Origin of the sequence: Kribbella sp. NPDC050281 (assembly GCF_040655855.1) — a bacterium.
In the GTDB taxonomy this organism is placed as follows: Bacteria; Actinomycetota; Actinomycetes; order Propionibacteriales; family Kribbellaceae; genus Kribbella.
In genome coordinates this window covers 185,044-202,586 of sequence record NZ_JBFAKS010000012.1, presented here as the reverse complement: position 1 = coordinate 202,586, position 17,543 = coordinate 185,044, and the positions used below count along the sequence as shown (strand labels likewise).

Below are 17,543 nucleotides of genomic sequence, written 5' to 3'. Positions count from 1 at the left end.
GACTTCTACCCGCTGTTCGCGGCCGAGAGCGGCGGTAAGCAGTTGGTGGAGGACGGCAAGGCGCAGTTCAACTCCGACGAGGGCAAGAAGGTCGCGGCGTTCTGGCGGACCATGTACGCCGACAAGCTCGCCTCGCAGGAGAAGTACACCGGTGACGCGTTCGTCGACGGCACCGCCGCGATGGCCGTGGTCGGTCCGTGGGCGATCGCGACGTACAAGGGCAAGGTCGACTGGGGTGTCGTCCCGGTGCCGACCTCGAGCGGCAAGCCGGCCAACGAGATCCACACCTTCAGCGACGCGAAGAACGTCGCGATGTACTCGGCCTGCAAGAACCGTGGTACGGCGTGGGACGTGCTGAAGTTCGCCACCAGCCAGGAGCAGGACGGCAAGTTCCTGACCGCGACCGGGCAGATGCCGCTGCGCAAGGACGTCGCGACCGTGTACCCGGACTACTTCGCGAAGAACCCTGACTACAAGGTGTTCGCCGACCAGGCCGCCCGCACGGTCGAGGTGCCGAACGTGGCGAACTCGATCACCATCTGGCAGACCTTCCGCGACGCCTACTCCAAGTCGGTCATCTTCGGCCAGCAGGACCCGAACGAGGCCCTCGACGGCGCAGCCCAGAAGGTCGACGAACTCGCCAAACAGTCATGAGACGAGGTTCGGTCACCCGGATCCTGGGTGAGCACCCGGTCGGCACGGTGTTCGTCACGCCGTACGTCGTGTTCCTGGCCGCGGTGTTCGCCTACCCGCTCGGGTTCGCGGTGTACATGTCGTTCCACGACTACTTCTTCACGGCGCCGGGCGCGATCGTGGACCGGCCGTTCGTCGGGTTCGAAAACTACGTCACGGTGCTGACGGACCCGGCCGTCCAGCGGTCGTTCGTGAACGTGCTGATCTTCCTCGTGATCAACGTGCCGCTGACCGTCGTACTGTCGCTGGGGCTGTCGACCGCGCTGAACTCGGCGATCCGGTGGCGGACGTTCTTCCGCGTCAGCTACTACGTGCCGTACGTGACTGCGAGCGTCGCCGTGGTCGGGGTGTGGCTGTTTCTGTTCAACTCGAACGGGTTGGTCAACTCCATCCTCGGCCCGCTCGCGCCGGACCCGTCCTGGCTGGTGAACTCGAAGCTGGCCATGCCGACGATCGCGGTCTACGTGACCTGGAAACAGCTCGGGTTCTTCATCCTGCTGTATCTGGCCGCGTTGCAGAACGTCTCGAAGGATCTCTACGAGGCGGCGTCGATGGACGGCGCCGGGCGCTGGAAGTCGTTCCTCAACGTCACCGTGCCCGGCGTACGGCCGGCGACCACACTCGTCGTCCTCGTGGCCACGGTGACCGGGGCGAACCTGTTCACCGAGCCCTATCTGCTGACCGGCGGTGGCGGACCGGACGGCGCGTCCGCGTCGCCGGTGCTGATCATGTATCAACGCGGGATCGAACAGGGCAATCCGGATGTCGGCTCCGCGATCGGCGTGCTGCTGGTGATCGGCGTCCTCATCATCGCTCTGCTCGAACGGCGCTTCGTGGGGAGGGAGGAGTGATGAAGGTTCGGTTCGTCGCCTTGCTGCTGGGAGCCTTCGTGTTCCTGTTCCCCTTCTACTACATGCTGATCGGCAGCCTGCAGGCCGAGCCGGATCCGTCCGTCGCCGGGTCGATCCCGACCGGGAACGTGACCCTGCACAACTACAGCGAGATCAACAAGGCGATCAACCTCGGGAAGTCGTTGGTCAACTCCGGCATCTTCACCGGCGGGGTGATCCTGGGGACGCTGGTCTTCGGTGTGCTGGCGGGCTACGCCCTGGCCCGGTTGCAGTTCCGCGGCCGGGGGCTGGTGTTCAACCTGATGCTGCTGATCCAGGTCGTGCCGTTCCAGTTGCTGACGATCCCGCTGTACGTGCTGATCGTGCGCAGCTACGGGCTGGCGGACTCCTACGGCGGCATGATCCTGCCGTTCCTGATCAACTCGACCGCGGTGTTCGTGTTCCGGCAGTACTTCCTGCAGTTGCCGGCCGAACTCTTCGACGCGGCCCGGATCGACGGTGCGTCCGAGCTCAGCATCCTGTGGCGGATCGCCGTACCACTGGTGAAGCCCGCCCTGCTGACCGGCGTGCTGCTGACGTTCATCGGCCCGTGGAACGAGTTCCTCTGGCCGTTCCTGATCACCAAGCAGCAGGACCTGCAACCGCTGGCGGTCTCACTGTCGAACTATCTGACCACTGTGTCGGCGCGGGCGGCGAACCCGTTCGGCGCCGTACTCGCGGGGGCGTGTGTGCTGGCCGCGCCCGCGGTGGCACTGTTCCTGATCTTCCAGCGCCGTTTCATCTCGACGAACATCTCGTCCGGGGTCAAAGGCTAATCCTGAAAGGTTTTGTGGTGACTGTTCCTTACACGCTCACTCGGGTCGGCGTACTGATGACGGCCGACCCGGGCAACGAGCTGGAGGCCGAGGGCGTCCTGAATCCCGCCACCGGCCACACACCGGACGGGCAGCTCTACCTGCTGCCGCGACTGGTTGCTACGGGCAACGTATCCCGCGTCGGCCTGGCCAGGGTCGAGGTCAAGGACGGAGTACCTGTCGGTGTCGAGCGCGAGGGTGTCGTCCTCGCGCCGGACGAGGGCTGGGAGCGAGGGCTGAACAACGCCGGCGTCGAGGACCCGCGGGTGACCTTCGTCCCGTCGCTCGGCCTGCACGTGATGACGTACGTCGCCTATGGTCCGCTCGGTCCGAAGCCGGCTCTGGCGGTGTCGTCGGATCTCCGTGAGTGGCGGCGGCTGGGTCCGCTGCACTTCGAGTACCAGCCCGACCTGGACACCGACCTGAATCTGTTCCCGAACAAGGACACGGTGTTCTTCCCCGAACCCGTGGCCGGCCCGGACGGCGAACCGTCGTACGCGATGTTGCATCGGCCGATGTGGGACCTGGGCTGGTTCCGTGAGGGCGAGGGCGTGCATCTGCCCGCCGGGGTGACCGACGACCGGCCGGGCATCTGGGTGTCCTTCGTGCCGGTGTCGGCGGTGCAGGAGGACGTCCGCAACCTCGTCCACCTGCGTCAGCACCGGCTGCTGGCGATGTCGGAGTACCCGTTCGAGGAGCTGAAGATCGGGGCCGGGCCGGCGCCGCTGCGGGTGCCCGAGGGCTGGCTGGTGATCCACCACGGCGTCACCGGTGAGCAGCCGGAGGGCTTCGACCCGACGACGCAGAAGGTCTGCTACGCGGCCGGTGCGCTGCTGCTCGACCCGAACGACGTGACCAAGGTGATCGCCCGGACCGAGGAACCGATCCTCGTGCCGGAGACCGAGGAGGAGAAGGTCGGAACGGTCGGGAACGTGGTGTTCCCGACCGCCATCGAGGAGGTGGACGGAGTGCGGTACGTCTTCTACGGGATGGCCGACGCGGCCATCGGGGTCGCCCGGCTGGATCGCCTGCCATGACCCCGACCCGCCGAACCGTCCTCGGCGGAGCGCTCGCTCTGACCGCCGCTTCCACCGTCACGCTGCCGGCTGTTGCTTCCAGCAACAAGCTGAGCAACCTCGCCCATCTCGACTTCCTCCGTACGTCGGTGACACCACCTGCTGTTGCCGGCCACAGCACCTTCGGCTCCGGCCCGATCGGGGTGCTGTGGACCTATGCGGACCGTCAGTCCGACGGCTCGTACAAGCGCATCGGCGGTGGCACGTACGACGCCGCCACCAACACCTACGGGCAGGGCGCGTACAACGCGGACGACATCGCCCGAGCCACAGTCGTCTACCTACGGCACTACCAGCAGTTCGGTGACGCCGCCTCCCGGAACGCTGCCCGCGACCTCCTCCGAGGCCTCACCTATCTCCAGTCCACGAACGGGAACGTCGTTCTGTGGATGCAGCCGGACGGGACGCTGAACCCCAGCGCCGACCCGGTCGAGCTCCCCGACCCCTCCGACTCCGGCCCGTCGTACTGGCTGGCCCGGACCGTGTGGGCGCTGGGGGAGGGGTACGCCGTCTTCCGGCGACTGGACCGTGGCTTCGCCGATTTCCTGAAGGACCGGCTCGAGTTGGCGGTCGCAGCGCTGGAGCGGCAGGTGCTGGTGCGCTACGGCCAGTGGAACATCGTCGACGGTCGTCGTCTCCCCGCTTGGCTGATCGTGAACGGCGCCGACGCGACGTCCGAGGCGGTTCTCGGGTTGTCGGCGTACGTCCGGGCCGGCGGGTCGGCGCGGGCACGTCGTGCGCTGACGCAGTTCGCCGAAGGTGTTGCCGCGATGAGCGCCGGCTCGACGACGCAGTGGCCGTTCCGCGCACTGATGCCGTGGGGCGAGTCGATCTCGGACTGGCACGCGTGGGGTGCCCAGATGCCGTCCGCGCTCGCCGCTGCCTCGTCAGCGCTCGAGTCCCGCCGCCTGCTCGACCCAGCCATCGGCGACACCGCCGGCTTCACACCGCTGCTCATCACGGCCGGCGGTCCCGACAACGGCTGGCTCCCTGCGCCGATCGACCGTACGCAGATCGCGTACGGCGTCGACGCCCGGCTGCAAGGCCTGCTGGCGGTCGGCCTCCCTGGCCTCAGGCAGATCGCCTCCTTCGTCGCGGCCTGGTACTTCGGCGCCAACCGTGCCGGCACCCCGATGTACGACGCGACCACCGGCCGCACGTACGACGGTCTGGCCGGTGACGGCGTGGTCAACCGCAACTCGGGAGCCGAGTCCACCATCCACGGCCAGCTCTCGATGCTCGCACTCGACGCATCACCGGCCGTCGCGCAGCTCGCACAGCAGTTGGGCAGCGCAACCCCGACGTACGACGGACTGAAGGTTGTCGAAGCAGAGGCCGCCACCGGTGGTGAGGTGGTCACCCCGCCATCCGCCTGGACCGGCGAATCCCAATGGAGCAACGGTTCCTACCTCTCATTGGCTGCCGGTACGTCGGCGCAGTGGACCCTGCCGTCGTCGTCTCAGGCACGCCTGGTGCTCCCGATCGTGAACCTCGTCGACACCCCGGACGCGGGTCACACCACGTGGACCAGTGGCTCCCGGCGGCTCGGCACCATCGACCACGGGGCGGGCGGCCCACAAGGCATCTCCGCCGCCCCGGGCGCTCTGCTGCCGATGACGTTGGCCACGCCGCTCCCGCCGAATGCGACCCAGCTCGCCGCCTCAGCCACCGGACCGGCCCAGGTGGACGCACTCCTCCTGATCCCCAGCATCAGCACTCTCCGGCTGGGGACCGCCACGTTGCTGACCAGCGTCGACTCGCACCCCCGTAAGGTCAACGCGACAGGCAGAATCGCCTACTCGTACACGTCGACGGGCAAGCTGCACTCGCAGGGCACGCCATCCCACGTTTCGGTGCAGCCCGGTGGCTTCACCGTCGTCCTCGGGTAAGAGCCTCGGCACACCAGGCTGCGACGAAGGCGAGGGCCTGACCGCGCTGGTGGTAGAGGCGCCGGCTGTCGGTCTGCTGGTGGTAGGCGTTGTGGGATGCGGCGGAGGCGCGGCCCAGCAGGCCCGGGAGGAACCAGGCGTACTTGACGCCTGAGGCCATCACGGCGAGGCGGACCTGGTCGGGGTCCCCTCGCCAGCCGGCCTCGTGCAAGCCGTCGAGGTAGTTGCCGATGCAGGTCTCGGCCAGTTCGCGCATCCGTTCAGCCGGCCAGAACAGGTCGAAGACCGCGTCCGGGATGTGGTTGCCGATGTCCTCGCCGAGGGCGCCGTCGCCGGTGAACGCCCAGTCCAGCAAGGCGATCTCGCCGGTCGGCCGCTGAATCACGTTGCACACCCACAGGTCGAGGTGACAGCGCGCCCGCGGCAGGCCCGCGACCAGGTCGAGCAGATCGTCGCGGTGCGTGAGCAGGTGCAGCCACGCCGACCGCAGTCCCGGCGGCCAGGTCTCGGCGATCAACGGCTGCTGCCAGGCCGCGTCATCGTCGGCCAGATGCCACGGCACGTCGCGACTCGTCGAGTAGTCGCGCAGAAAGCCGGTCGAGGTCCACGGTCGCCCGGCGGCGGGTCGCGCCTGCCACCGCCCGCAGGCCCGTGCCAGCGCGGCGTGCTCGGCCAGGCTGAACTCGGTCCCGGGCGTGCCGCCGATGTCCTCGAGCATCAGTACGGCGTGGTCGTCGTGCTCGGCGATCTGCGCGGCCGGTAACACCAGGCCGGCATCGGCGACCTGCTTGCGGAGTTCGTCGTCGGCGTACACCTCGAGCTCGCGGCGCCAGTAGTTCCAGTGCCGCGGATCGGTGGATGCGGCCCAGGGGCCGGTCGACTGGACCGGTTTCCGCAGTTGCTTGCGGATCACGGTGCTGCCGTCGGGATAGGTGAGGCGCTCGACCGTCGCCGTCACCGCGTTCAAGGGGTTGTGCCGCAATGTCGTCGTTCTGACATCGGCGTCAGCGGTCATGAACAGCAATGCTGACACGCCATCCGGCTCAGCGCAGCAGAAGAGTTCCCGGTGGGAGGCCGGTCAGTGCCTTCACGTCGCGGCTGAGGTGAGCCTGGTCGGCGTACCCATGCAGGGCGGCGACGTCGGCGAGGGCGGCACCGGTGCGGGCGTGGTCGAGGGCGACGTTCATGCGCAGGACCCGGTCGAGCATCTTCGGCCCGTAGCCGAACGCGTTCAGGCAGCGCCTGTGCAGCTGGCGCTCGCTCAGGCCGACGCTGCTCGCGAGGCTGATGACGCCGGCTCCACCGCGCAGCATTCCGGCGCGGATGCTCCGCAGTACGTGCGTGATCAGTCGGTCCGGCGGCTCCTCCGCCAGACTCGCGACCGCCTGGTCCAGCGCAAGGGCGGGCGCGGGCGCCGACCGCACCTGGTCCAGCATGCGCCGGCTTCGCGCAGGCGACCAGAGCTCGCGGAGCGGGACCCGCTCGTTGAGCAGTTCCCTTGCGGGTACGCCGAAGAAGTCCGGCGCGGCTCCGGGTGAGAACCGGATCCCCGCATACCTCGTCCCGGCGTCCGCGATACCGGTGTAAGCGCGACTGTCCGGCCCGGACACGACCAAGTCGTCATTCATGAACAACAGGTCCATGCAGCCGTCGGGCAGAATCCGGTACTCGCCACCCGCTGCCGTCCGGGTCCACAAGGCAGCCCCGGGCAGCAGCGCAGGACGCTCCCGGTACGGCTCACCAAGCTCACTCACCCCACCAGTCTGCAACGCCCCACCGACAGTTTTCAGTCGGGCGTGTTCCAGTTGGTGTCCGCAACTACCCGTAGCCGGTGGGCGAGCGGAACGGACGTGTCCTCGGGCTTGACGCTGCTGAGCGTGACCTGCCACCCGCCGACGTACGCCGAATGGAACTGCCCGTCGCGATGCTGTTCGGCCCATCGTGCGAGTTCGTCGCCCGCCTCGGTCTCGCCGGAGCCGAGCGCCGCGTTGCGCACGATCAGTACGGCGGCCGCTCCGACGACCACGACGATCACCGCAGTGATCAGCAGCCCTGCTCTGCGTGGGCGCGTCGTACCGGACCTGCGGATCCTTCCCGTGGGGCGAGGGGATCCAGGACACTAGCCCGCCCGGGTGTCACCCCGGTGGTACGACGTCCAGGACCTGCCCGCCCGTCGGGACATACTTGACCAGGGCAACGTTCTCGCGAAGACGCTCCTCGCGGAGGGTCGTGCCGGTGCGGCGATCGATCACCGTGCGCCAGATCTCGTTGCGGCGGAAGTAGTCCGCGCCGACCCGCAGGAAGCGCTCGCCACGGGCGAACACCCGGTACGACGAATCGTTCGGTGCGTCAGCGAGGATGTCGCCCTCGAGATAGCGCTCGCCGACGCCGACGCGCAGCTGGAACGTCCGGTCGGTGTCGTTGCGGAACTGCAGATCCACGTAGTTGTAGACGATGCTGCAACCCACGCCCCACGGCAGCACCCGGCCGTTGTCCGGGAATGGGTCGAAGCTGTGCGTCGACCGCTGCGTGACCGTCAGCGGCGAGTGCAGCACCATCCAGTGCAGCAGGTTCGCGAGCTGGCAGATCCCGCCGCCGATGCCGGGCCGCGCCTGCCCGTTCGACAACCGCATGCCTTTCACATATCCCTTGCGGCGCGTCGCGTTCCCCACCAGCTTGTTGAACGAGAACGTCTCACCGGGCCGGATCAGCAGCCCGTCCACCTGAGCACAGGCGAGCTTGAGGTTCGTCACCTTGTTGTGCTGCATCCACATCTCGGTCTCGCCGAGTTCCCGCAACAGCAGCGACTTGTGCCGCTTCACCCGCACCGGCAGGTCGTCCACCTGCCGCGTCTGCGCGTACGGCGTACTGGACCGCAGCCACTCGATCCGCCGCAGCACCCGGTGGTAGCGCACCGCCACCGGGTACAGCACCGGGATCCGCTCGGCCCATCGTTGCCGCCGCATCGCGGGCAGCACCCGCGCCCGCTCGGCGTCGCTGAGCTCCGCCAACCCGATCCGCCACGGCACACCCGGAGTCACCCCAGTGGACCCTGGGTCTGCCGAGTGGGCCCGAGAATTCGGCGTCCTGCTGAGAGTCGTGTCAGACATTCGTTCCCCCGAACGACGAAGACCGATCGTTCGACCGATCCGGTTAACGTACGCCGCGCCTGCGGCAACCACGTGACGGCAACACCACGATCCGATTGCGCTCGGTGAGACGTTCGTACTTCCACGAGAGTTCGCCTGATCACTCAGTCAGCCGAGCTCGAGCGCCGTACAGATCCATCGGTTGCGGCGGACCTCCATCCGCAATGCGATGGCGCGCGACCGGTCGCCGCGCCGTACGTGTGCCGCGACCTCGGCCACCCGATGGGCCGGCGTACACACCCGGATCGAACGGATCACACTGCGCTCGTGTGCTCCGCGCCCGGTGGCCGTCGTCGTCAACCCCAGCAGCCGCACCCGTCGGTTCAACTCCGCGAACACCTCCTCGTCCGCGAACCGCACCAGCTGCGAGATCGGCCGATCGCCGGCGATCACCTCCGACACCGCCTGCACCAACCGGGACGCCCACGCCACCGCATCCGGCATCCCGGGCCGGACCGTGGGGCGCTGGTGCTCAGGGTTCGGTACGGATCGCAGCAGCCGCACGTTCGACCGCGTTTCGGCGATGGAGTCCGGCCGGCTGACCGTTGACAGGTTGTTCATGTCAGTTCTCCTGGGAGGTGGGCGGCGTGTGAAGGACCTGGCCGGGGTGGATGAGGTCGGGGTCGGAGCCGATCAGCCGGCGGTTCGCGCCGTACCAATCCGGCCAGCGCTCTGCGATCTCCGCGTCCGTCGCGTGGGGTCCGAGCTCGTCGGCGGTGATGCGCCACAGCGATTCGCCAGGCCGGACGACTCGCACCGGCCGACCTGAGCGGACCGTCGTGTAGCGCGTGGGCGCTCCAGCGGTAGGGCGATCCGGTACGCCGACGCGTGCCGGCGACTCGGCCTCGGGCTGGATGGTGGAGCGCGGCTCCACCTGGGTCCAGGGGCGCGCCGTGCCCTCGACAGGGTCGGCGTGGGCTGTGGTGAGCGTGAGCGGAGCGACCGCAGCCACGCCCAGGGCGGACCGCAGGAGAGTGCGGGCGGTCGTCGAGGTGATCCGGCCGGCGATCGCGGACGCGGCGGCCCCGGCGACGCCGGGGAGCTGCTCGAGGATCGTCGCGAGCATCGCGAGGGCGAGCCACCCGTACGCGACCCAAGCGACCGTGCCGACCGCGAGGACCGCCATCGAGTCGAGATCGCGGCTGCTCGCCGCGCCGATCGAACCTGCGGTCGCCCAGCGCAGACCCAGGCCGACGCCGGCCAGCGTCGTCAGCGTGAACGCGCCCTTCACTCCCCGTGTCATCGCTTCCCTCGTGATCTATGAGTTTGCTTGAGTTTGCCTTGGTTAGATCACTATAGATCCCGGATCATGGCAGTTGGCAAGTGCTGCGGTAGGTTCGGGGGATGCGATGGGACGCGTTGTTCCAGGACCTGGAGTCGCAGTTCGAGGCGCTGCAGGAGGGAGACCTGTACGGCGAGGTCGCGGACCGGATCCGGACCGAGGTCGGCAAGATCACCGTGCTCGACCGCCTCCGCGGCGCCGTGGACACCGTCGTACGAGTCGAGGTGGCCGACGCCGAGCCCGTGCAAGGGCTGCTCACGCGAGTGGGGAAGGACTGCCTGCTGATCGAGGCGGAGCGGGCCGAGGAGTGGCTGATCCCGGTCGGCGCGCTGGTCGCGGTGCATCGGCTCGGTCCGTGGGCGGAGCCGGCGGTCGGGGCGGTGGCGGGGAAGCTGGGCCTGGCCCACCTGTTGCGCGGGATCGCGCGGGACCGGTCACCGGTCACGTTGTTCTGCGGGGGAGTCCCGGTCACCGGGACGATCGATCGGGTCGGCGCGGACTTCGTGGAGATCGCCGAGCATCCGCTCGACGCGCCGCGACGGCGCAGCGAGGTCTACAACGTCAGGCTGGTCCCGACGGCGGCCTTGTGCGCGCTGCGTCGCCGCTGACGTCGCCGCTGACTCAGTGCAGGTCCTCGGCCTGCTCGGCTTCCTCGCCGAACGGGTGGGCGTCGATGAACTCGCGGGTCTCGGTGTACAGCCGCTCGATGTACTTCTCCAGCTCGGTCGCCTCGACCCGCCACTGGCCGCGGCCGCCGATCTTGACCGCCGGGATGTCGCCGCGACGCACCAGCGCGTAGACCTGGTTCGCGGAGATGTTGAGCACCTCGGCGACGTCGGCGAGCTGGAGGAAACGCGGACCCGGCATCCGTCCTACTCCTTCACATCGTGGCTGGTTCCGTCAGTTTGCCATGGTTGGCGCCCGGATGACCGGGTTTGTCCCCAGCCTGTGACTGCCTGTGGATGACCGTGCACGGTGCGCCGCTGGACACGGCAGAATGTCCGCGCAGACGGATCGAGTGACTGGGGAGCCCGACGTGGTCGACACAGCAGTGCGGAGTGGGTTCGGAGCGCCGTCCGCGCCCGCCCAGCGCAACCGACGGGCCCGGTGGAAGGACGGCCGACTGCTCCTGGGCGTTCTGCTCGTCGCTGTCACCGGTCTGGCCGGCGCGAAGCTGCTCTCGTCCGCCGACGACACCACCACGATCTGGGCCGCCAAGCATGACCTCCCAGCCGGCACCAAGCTGACCGGCGACGACCTCACCACCGTGCGGGTGCGCTTCACCAGCAGCGACGACGCGAACAAGTACGTCGCCGCCGATGCTGACCTCAAGGGTCTCGTCGTCGCGCGGCCCGTCGACGCAGGGGAGTTCGTTCCACGCGAAGCCGCCGTACCGGAGGCTGAGAGCAACCGCACGGAGCTGCCGTTGTCGGTGGCGACCGGGCGGCTGCCGTCGGATGCGGCGGGCGGTGACCAGGTCGACATCTGGGTCGTCCCGAAGGCTCAGGACCAGGCGTCCAAGTTGATGTGGAGCGACGTCCGCGTGTTGCAGGTCGACGCGGTGAAGGGGGTCGCTGGTGGCTCGGCCCGCCGGCAGGTCCTGGTCGGCCTCGATCAGGACGATCTGCGACGACTCCCGGTGGCTCTGACCGCGATGAACTCGGGTGAGCCGGTGCTGGTCAGGCGGGGCAGCTGATGTCGGTCCCAGTGCTGCTCGCGGTGACCGGAGCACCGTGGGAGGCAGACGTCGTACGCCGGGCAGAGGGTGCACCAGGGATCCGGGTCGTACGGCGCTGCGTGGACATCGCGGATGTGATGGCGGCAGCCGCGAGCGGGCAGGCGCGCGCGGTGCTGCTCGCGGACGACCTGCCACGGCTCACGTCCGATGCGGTGGCCGCGCTGCATGCTCGTCGGATCGCCGTCGTCGCGCTTGTTGATCCGTCGGAGAACGGCGAACCGTTCGGCACCGAGGACCGGCTCAGCCGGATGGGCATCGAGCGGATCCTGCCGGCCGACGTCAGCCCGGAGGATCTCGGCCGCGCAGTCACCGACGCGGTGGACGCCGGACCGCCCATCACGGCTTCGCACTTCTCGGGCGGATTCGTGCCGGTGACGCCGGAGACGGCCGGCAACCCACCACCCGAGTACAGCAACGGCAGCGGCCGGATGATCGCGGTCTGGGGCCCGACGGGCGCTCCCGGACGAACGACGGTCGCAGTCGGACTGGCCAGCGAGCTTGCAGCCAAGGGCGTACCAACGCTGCTGGCCGATGCCGACGTGTACGGCGGGACCATCGCACAGCAGCTCGGAATGCTCGACGAGACGTCCGGACTGGCGGCTGCAGCACGGTCGGCGGCGAGCGGCGCCCTCGACATGCCGATGCTGGCGAAGCACGCGCGGCAGGTGGAGCCACGGTTGCTGGTGCTGACCGGGCTCAGCCGGGCGGACCGGTGGACGGAGTTACGGCCGGCGGCGGTCGAGTCGATCTGGTCGACCGCGCGGATGCTCGCGCCGTGCACCGTGGTCGACGTCGGGTTCTGCATCGAGAGCGACGAGGAGATCTCGTTCGACTCGCTGGCGCCGCGGCGCAACGGTGCGACGCTCGCAACGCTGGAGGAGGCCGACGAGGTGATCGTCGTCGGTGCGGCCGACCCGGTCGGGCTGACCCGGCTGATCCGCGCGATCCACGAGCTGCGGGCGGTGGTGCCGTCGGCGGACATCAGGGTCGTGGTCAACCGCGTCCGCTCCGGTTCACTCGGCAGTTCGCCTGCCGACGCGGTCACCGAGGCCCTCGATCGGTACGCCGGGGTCCCGGTCACCGCCCTGCTCCCGAACGACCAGAACGCCGTCGATGCGGCGATGGCCGCGGGCCGCACCCTGGCCGAGGCGGCCCGGTCCAGCAAGGTCCGCAAGGCACTCCAGCAGCTCGCTGCCGTGGTCGCCGAGGGGTTCCCGAGCCGGGCTCACCAAGACCCAAGACTCAGGGTCGGGTAGGTGGCGATCCGGGGGAAAACCCCACCGACACCGGTGCGGGGATGTGTCAGGGTGAGCAGGTAGGTGTCACACCCTGAGGGGGAAGCATGTCCCAGGTCCAAGGCCGGCCGACGAGCACGATGAGTCCCGAGCGGCGGTACGGGATCGCCATCTCCGTCGCGCTGATCCTGGGCGGGGTGTACTGGGCCCTGACCGGGCTCACCGAGGACACCAAGACGAGCCAGACCGGCTACCCCGTGCAGGGTGACTCACTGCTGGTCGAGGCCAAGTCGACGAACGTCGAGGTTCGCGTCGGTGACGTCTCCGACGTGCGGGTCGAGCGGCAGTTCGAGCGGAATCTGTTCGGCTCCGACCCGAAGGAGCAGTACGACGACGGCAAGCTGGAGCTGAAGGACACCGGCTGCGGGTTCCTGTCGTTCGGCTGCGAGACGCACTACATCCTCACTGTGCCGAAGGACCTCAAGGTGACGCTGGAGAGCTCCAGCGGCGACATCAAGGCCTCCGGGCTGCTGGACGGGGCGAACCTGAAGACCAGCTCCGGCGACATCGAGGTGCAGGACGTCGGCGGCTCGCTCTGGCTGGAGTCCAGTTCCGGCGACCTGGAGGCGAGCGGCCTGACCGCGACGTCGGTGACGACGAAGAGCAGCTCGGGCAGCGCCGAGCTCGAGTTCGCCAAGGCGCCGCAGTCGGTGGAGTCGGAGGCGAGCTCGGGTGACGTGACGATCCGGGTCCCGAACGACACCGTGGCGTACAAGCTGGACACCGAGACCTCGTCAGGCGACGAGTCCGCCACCGTCACGGCCGACCCGGCTGCCACCCGCACCATCGACGCCAAGACCTCCTCTGGCGACGTCACGGTCGAGTACACCCACTGACCTGACGACGCGTGTACGGCGAGTGACCGACAGGACCGGCAGCGTGAGGCCGCTCATGTGCTGAGTAGGCTTGCGCGCATGTCGGACGGGAAGGTCGAGCTGCGCGGGCTACTGGTGGATTGGGGTGGGGTGCTGACCTCCGGGCTGGAGGACGCGCTGCGCCGGTGGGCCGAGCTCGACGGATTCGACTTCGATTCCTACCTCCAGGCGGTGCTGGCCTGGCTGCCGGCCGAGAACCCGGCCGACGCCACGGCGGAGGCCGAGCTGAACCCCGTTCACGCGCTCGAACGCGGACAGATCGCCGTACCGGACTTCGAGCGCAAGCTGGCCTCGATCCTGCTCCGCGGCGACGGTACGCCGGTGCCCGCGGAGGGGCTGATCGAGCGGATGTTCGCGCACTTCGAGCATCAGCCGGCGATGTCCGCGCTGGTCCGCCGCGCCCGGTCGCTCGGGATCCGCACAGCGTTGCTGTCGAACTCCTGGGGCAACACCTACCCGCGGGACACCTGGGACGGGATGTTCGACGACATCGTCATCTCCGGTGAGGTGGGGATGCGCAAACCGGACCCGGAGATCTTCCTGCTGGCCGCCCGCCGGCTCGACCTGAAGCCGGAGGAGTGCGTGTTCGTGGACGACCTGGAGCTGAACGTCGAGGGCGCCCGCGCGCTCGGCATGACCGGCCTCCTGCACACCTCGTACGACGAGACCCGCCGCGCCCTGGAATCCCTGTTCGGAGCCGACCTGACGTGACCGTGACGACCACCACCTCCTCACCCCGCCCGCTCGCTGCACGCCGGGTCCTGATCGTGATCGCGGTCTGCGCGGTCCTGGTCGCGCTCGGCGCGTGGATCGCCGGTCTGTTCGACGGCATGATCGACCTCCGGGTGTACCGGATGGGCGGTTCGGTGCTCCTGCACGGCGACGCCCTGTACGACGCGCAACTGGCCGGATCCGGGCTGCCGTTCACCTACCCGCCGTTCGCCGCGATCGCCATGGTCCCGCTGGCCGCCGTGCCATGGGGCGTCGCGCTGGTCGTCTGGACCACCATCTCGGTGCTGTGCATCACCTTGCTGTGGCGGACCAGCCTGACCAAGACGTTCTGGTCGTTCGTCACCCAGCGCAAACGCACCGCCGTGCTGGCCGCGCTCACGGTGCTGTCGCTGCTGCTCGAGCCGGTCTGGCAGACGCTGCAGTTCGGCCAGATCAACCTGTTGCTGACGGCAATGATCCTGCTGGACCTGGTCCGGCCGGCCGACGCCAAGCTGCGCGGCTTCTGGCTCGGTGTGGCCATCGGAGTGAAGCTGACGCCGCTGCCGTTCCTCGCGCTGCTGATCGTCACCAAGCAGTGGCGGGCGCTCCGCAACGCGGTGTTCGGCCTGCTGGCCACAATGGCGGTCGGGTTCGCGATCGTGCCGCACCAGTCCTGGCGGTACTGGACCGACGTCATCCTCGATGCGAACCGGGTCGGCGGACTGGCCTACACCGGTAACCAGTCGTTCAACGGCTTCCTGCACCGGCTCGGCAACGACGCGAGCTGGGTACAGCCGGCGTGGTTCGTGCTCTCGGCCGTGTTCGGTCTGCTGGTGCTCTGGCTGTCCCGGCGCTACTGGCTGGCCGACGAGCGGGTCACCGCGATCTCCGTGATGGCGCTGGCCGTGCTGTACGCGTCACCGGTCTCGTGGAGTCACCACTGGGTGTGGATCATCCCGCTCGGCGTGAGCCTCATCCGAGCCGTGAACCGGGTCTGGGGTCTCAACCCCGCGGTGGTCGCCGGCGTGCTCTGGTACGGCCTGTTCGTGCTGCGTTCGATCTGGTGGGTCCCCTACCGTGACGACCGCGAACTCAACTGGACCTTCTGGCAGTCGATCCCGGGCAACTCGCACCTGATCCTCGGCATGCTCGCCTTCATCCTGCTCGCCGTCACCAGCCGCTCCCTCACGCGTCAGGACGAGAACAAGAGCAGCAAGCCACCCGCGGTGTAGCCGACCATCACGACCAGCAACGGGATCTGACCGGCCAGAGCCTTCTGCCGGGGGAACAGAGCGACGGCGCGGTCGTGGGCCGAGATGACACCTGCCAGGTGGCCGCCCACCACCGCAAGCACCTGGAGCACGGCAATCGCCGTGCTGTGGTTGGTGATGCCGGTGTTCACGGCCAGCAGTCCCGTGCCGAAGATGTTGGCGCCGTTGCTGAGCGGGTCACTCAGGTAGATGAGCGTCCGCTGCCCCTCGAGGATGAACAGCGTCAGGTAGTGCGCGACGACGTACCCGAGGGCGATCGGTATGACGGAGTGCGCGAACAGACGCGGCAGTGACGTCCGGGAGCTGTCCGACAGGCGCCCGGCCAGCAGAGTGGCGCCGGAGTACGTCACCAGCACGAACAGGATGAACACGATCAGCGCACAGGTGCCGAGCACGGTCATCGACACGTCCTGGTTCTGTGCCCAGCCGATCCACGCCGTCGAGTTCGAGAACCCGTCGTACGCCGTGGAGCCGAGCAGAGCGGAGACCATGCCGACGAGGCCAGGTAGCGGCTTGAGGCCGTCCAGGTTCTCCAGCGGCCGGCGGACCACCAGCGCTCCGTCGGTACGACGGCCCCACGGTGACAGCCGGGACATCAGGGTCGCGTAGACCTCGAACGGGTCGGCGGTCGAGAACCACCGGTCGCCGAACAGGATCGCGCCGAACATCGTGATGACGACGTACAGCGCCATCCACGCCTGCAGGACCGGGATGGTGGCCCGGTCCGGTGCGACCAGCTCGAGCCAGGTGAACGCGAAGATGCCCAGTGCGGCCGGCCAGAGCCCGAGCCGCGGCGAGAGCTCCAGCAGGCCCTTCGAGGGCGGCTGCCGCAACGCCTTGCAGAGCAGGAGGTGCAGGGTTCGCAGCGGGTTCAGCGTCCGCCAGACCGGGCCGAACACGAGCGAGATCGGCACCAGCCCGACCCAGACCAGGATGTAGATGAACCCGAAGATGGGATTGGTCAGCCGGTCCACGCCGAACACCAGCGACGTCATCGCGTAGAGGAAGGTCGCCAGCCCGACCACTCGGACCACCCAGCGGAACCAGCTGGCGTCGACGGTCCGGGTGATTGCGGCAGGCAACGGCTTGCCGGAGGCGTTGCCGCGGTACTTCGGGCTCCGCCAGGCCAGTGCGAGGACGACGAACGAGACCGCGACCGCGACCGCGGCGCCGCCGACCGCGAGGCCGAACGGGATCGGCAGGTCCTGCCTGCCACCGATCCCGTGCAGCGGGAGAAGAAGCGTGATCACGAGACGACGAGTTTGGCGACCAGCTTGCCGCTCTTGTGCGTCTCGATCTCGAACGTGCCCTTCATGTTCGCGGTGAACTTGACCGAGGCGGGCTTGCCGGGCGTCAGCTCCAGTTCCTTGTCGTAGCCGTGGATGTGCAGCTCCTCGTCGGCGTCGCTGACCGCGGTCACCAGCACGGTCTGGCCGGCCTTCGCCTTGACGCTCGCGCCACTCGGGTTCACCTTGCCGTTGGCAACGGTGACGTTGATGGTCACGTCGGCCTGCTCGCCGGACGGGTCCGCAGTGTTCGACGGGGTGGAGGTATTCGGCTTGCCCGGCGTCGCGGTCATGGTCGGCAGGTCGCTCGGCGTACTGGCCGGGGTGCTCGGCGGGGTGCTCGGACTCGCGCCGCTGTCGGAGTCACCGCCGCCGCAGCCGGCCAGGACCAGCAGGCCGAGGGTGGGGAGAAGAGCGGCGGCGGTACCGCGAGTGAGCGTCGAACGCATGGGTCGAGGGGCCTTTCAAGGGGTCTCTTCGGTTTCTCAGGACGCGGGACACGCCCTCTTGCCTGACGAACACAGATAGCTCAGTGTTCCCAGAGAGCTCTCTACGGCCAGTGTCGCAGCCGAC

20 protein-coding genes are annotated in these 17,543 nt (G+C 68.7%); 11 read left to right on the top strand and 9 right to left on the bottom strand.

Annotation, left to right across the window (positions count from 1 at the left end; all coding sequences use genetic code 11):
• The 5 genes from AB0I34_RS15930 to AB0I34_RS15910 form a co-directional block, all read left to right on the top strand.
• The coding region (locus AB0I34_RS15930; protein WP_360445549.1) for an extracellular solute-binding protein at positions 1–654 on the top strand (654 nt) is incomplete at its 5' end.
• The gene (locus tag AB0I34_RS15925; RefSeq protein WP_360445547.1) at positions 651–1,544 is read left to right on the top strand and encodes a sugar ABC transporter permease; all 894 of its coding nucleotides are present in this window, start codon (positions 651–653) and stop codon (positions 1,542–1,544) included. The genes AB0I34_RS15930 and AB0I34_RS15925, both read left to right, overlap by 4 nt.
• On the top strand, positions 1,544–2,359 hold the full coding sequence (locus AB0I34_RS15920; RefSeq protein ID WP_360445545.1) for a carbohydrate ABC transporter permease: 816 nt from the start codon (positions 1,544–1,546) through the stop codon (positions 2,357–2,359). Before AB0I34_RS15925 ends, AB0I34_RS15920 begins: the two co-directional genes overlap by 1 nt.
• Before the next feature lie 17 nt (positions 2,360–2,376).
• The gene (locus tag AB0I34_RS15915; RefSeq protein ID WP_360445543.1) at positions 2,377–3,435 is read left to right on the top strand and encodes a glycosidase; all 1,059 of its coding nucleotides are present in this window, start codon (positions 2,377–2,379) and stop codon (positions 3,433–3,435) included.
• Positions 3,432–5,363 (top strand): hypothetical protein, encoded by a 1,932-nt coding sequence (locus tag AB0I34_RS15910; protein WP_360445541.1) that lies wholly within the window; start codon positions 3,432–3,434, stop codon positions 5,361–5,363. The genes AB0I34_RS15915 and AB0I34_RS15910 overlap by 4 nt, the downstream gene beginning before the upstream one ends.
• Here the strand turns inward: AB0I34_RS15910 and AB0I34_RS15905 are convergent.
• The 6 genes from AB0I34_RS15905 to AB0I34_RS15880 all read right to left on the bottom strand — a co-directional run bounded on the left by AB0I34_RS15905 (position 5,344) and on the right by AB0I34_RS15880 (position 9,755).
• The gene (locus tag AB0I34_RS15905) at positions 5,344–6,378 is read right to left on the bottom strand and encodes an aminoglycoside phosphotransferase (RefSeq protein WP_360445539.1); all 1,035 of its coding nucleotides are present in this window, start codon (positions 6,376–6,378) and stop codon (positions 5,344–5,346) included. The two genes, AB0I34_RS15910 and AB0I34_RS15905, sit on opposite strands and share 20 nt — an antisense overlap.
• A 28-nt stretch (positions 6,379–6,406) precedes the next feature.
• Positions 6,407–7,117, bottom strand: a complete 711-nt coding sequence (locus AB0I34_RS15900; RefSeq protein ID WP_360445537.1) for a helix-turn-helix domain-containing protein — start codon at positions 7,115–7,117, stop codon at positions 6,407–6,409.
• Positions 7,118–7,149: 32 nt separating this feature from the next.
• Complete coding sequence (locus AB0I34_RS15895; protein WP_360445535.1) at positions 7,150–7,398, bottom strand: hypothetical protein; 249 nt, start codon at positions 7,396–7,398, stop codon at positions 7,150–7,152.
• Positions 7,399–7,498: 100 nt separating this feature from the next.
• Positions 7,499–8,404 (bottom strand): VanW family protein, encoded by a 906-nt coding sequence (locus tag AB0I34_RS15890; protein ID WP_360445533.1) that lies wholly within the window; start codon positions 8,402–8,404, stop codon positions 7,499–7,501.
• A gap of 216 nt (positions 8,405–8,620) precedes the next feature.
• The gene (locus AB0I34_RS15885) at positions 8,621–9,073 is read right to left on the bottom strand and encodes an Rv3235 family protein (RefSeq protein WP_360445531.1); all 453 of its coding nucleotides are present in this window, start codon (positions 9,071–9,073) and stop codon (positions 8,621–8,623) included.
• Position 9,074: 1 nt separating this feature from the next.
• On the bottom strand, positions 9,075–9,755 hold the full coding sequence (locus AB0I34_RS15880; RefSeq protein ID WP_360445529.1) for a hypothetical protein: 681 nt from the start codon (positions 9,753–9,755) through the stop codon (positions 9,075–9,077).
• A gap of 101 nt (positions 9,756–9,856) precedes the next feature.
• On the opposite strand from AB0I34_RS15880, the gene AB0I34_RS15875 reads away from it, so the two are divergent.
• Positions 9,857–10,402, top strand: coding sequence for a hypothetical protein (locus AB0I34_RS15875; RefSeq protein ID WP_360445527.1), 546 nt, complete (start codon positions 9,857–9,859; stop codon positions 10,400–10,402).
• A gap of 13 nt (positions 10,403–10,415) precedes the next feature.
• On the opposite strand, the gene AB0I34_RS15870 is transcribed toward AB0I34_RS15875, so the two are convergent.
• On the bottom strand, positions 10,416–10,661 hold the full coding sequence (locus tag AB0I34_RS15870) for a helix-turn-helix domain-containing protein (RefSeq protein ID WP_131352629.1): 246 nt from the start codon (positions 10,659–10,661) through the stop codon (positions 10,416–10,418).
• 169 nt (positions 10,662–10,830) lie between these two features.
• Between AB0I34_RS15870 and AB0I34_RS15865 the strand changes: the two genes are divergently transcribed.
• From AB0I34_RS15865 to AB0I34_RS15845, 5 genes are all read left to right on the top strand, one after another.
• Positions 10,831–11,490, top strand: coding sequence for an SAF domain-containing protein (locus tag AB0I34_RS15865; RefSeq protein WP_360445525.1), 660 nt, complete (start codon positions 10,831–10,833; stop codon positions 11,488–11,490).
• Positions 11,490–12,788 (top strand): hypothetical protein, encoded by a 1,299-nt coding sequence (locus AB0I34_RS15860; RefSeq protein ID WP_360445523.1) that lies wholly within the window; start codon positions 11,490–11,492, stop codon positions 12,786–12,788. The genes AB0I34_RS15865 and AB0I34_RS15860 overlap by 1 nt, the downstream gene beginning before the upstream one ends.
• Before the next feature lie 86 nt (positions 12,789–12,874).
• Positions 12,875–13,663, top strand: a complete 789-nt coding sequence (locus tag AB0I34_RS15855; protein ID WP_360445521.1) for a DUF4097 family beta strand repeat-containing protein — start codon at positions 12,875–12,877, stop codon at positions 13,661–13,663.
• 78 nt (positions 13,664–13,741) lie between these two features.
• Complete coding sequence (locus AB0I34_RS15850; RefSeq protein WP_360445519.1) at positions 13,742–14,413, top strand: HAD family phosphatase; 672 nt, start codon at positions 13,742–13,744, stop codon at positions 14,411–14,413.
• Positions 14,410–15,645, top strand: a complete 1,236-nt coding sequence (locus AB0I34_RS15845; RefSeq protein ID WP_360445517.1) for a glycosyltransferase 87 family protein — start codon at positions 14,410–14,412, stop codon at positions 15,643–15,645. The genes AB0I34_RS15850 and AB0I34_RS15845 overlap by 4 nt, the downstream gene beginning before the upstream one ends.
• Here AB0I34_RS15845 and AB0I34_RS15840 read toward each other — a convergent pair.
• Positions 15,606–16,934, bottom strand: a complete 1,329-nt coding sequence (locus tag AB0I34_RS15840) for a hypothetical protein (protein ID WP_360445515.1) — start codon at positions 16,932–16,934, stop codon at positions 15,606–15,608. The genes AB0I34_RS15845 and AB0I34_RS15840 overlap by 40 nt on opposite strands.
• Positions 16,931–17,419, bottom strand: a complete 489-nt coding sequence (locus AB0I34_RS15835) for a cupredoxin domain-containing protein (RefSeq protein ID WP_360445513.1) — start codon at positions 17,417–17,419, stop codon at positions 16,931–16,933. The genes AB0I34_RS15840 and AB0I34_RS15835 overlap by 4 nt, the downstream gene beginning before the upstream one ends.
• Positions 17,420–17,543: the final 124 nt, after the last annotated feature.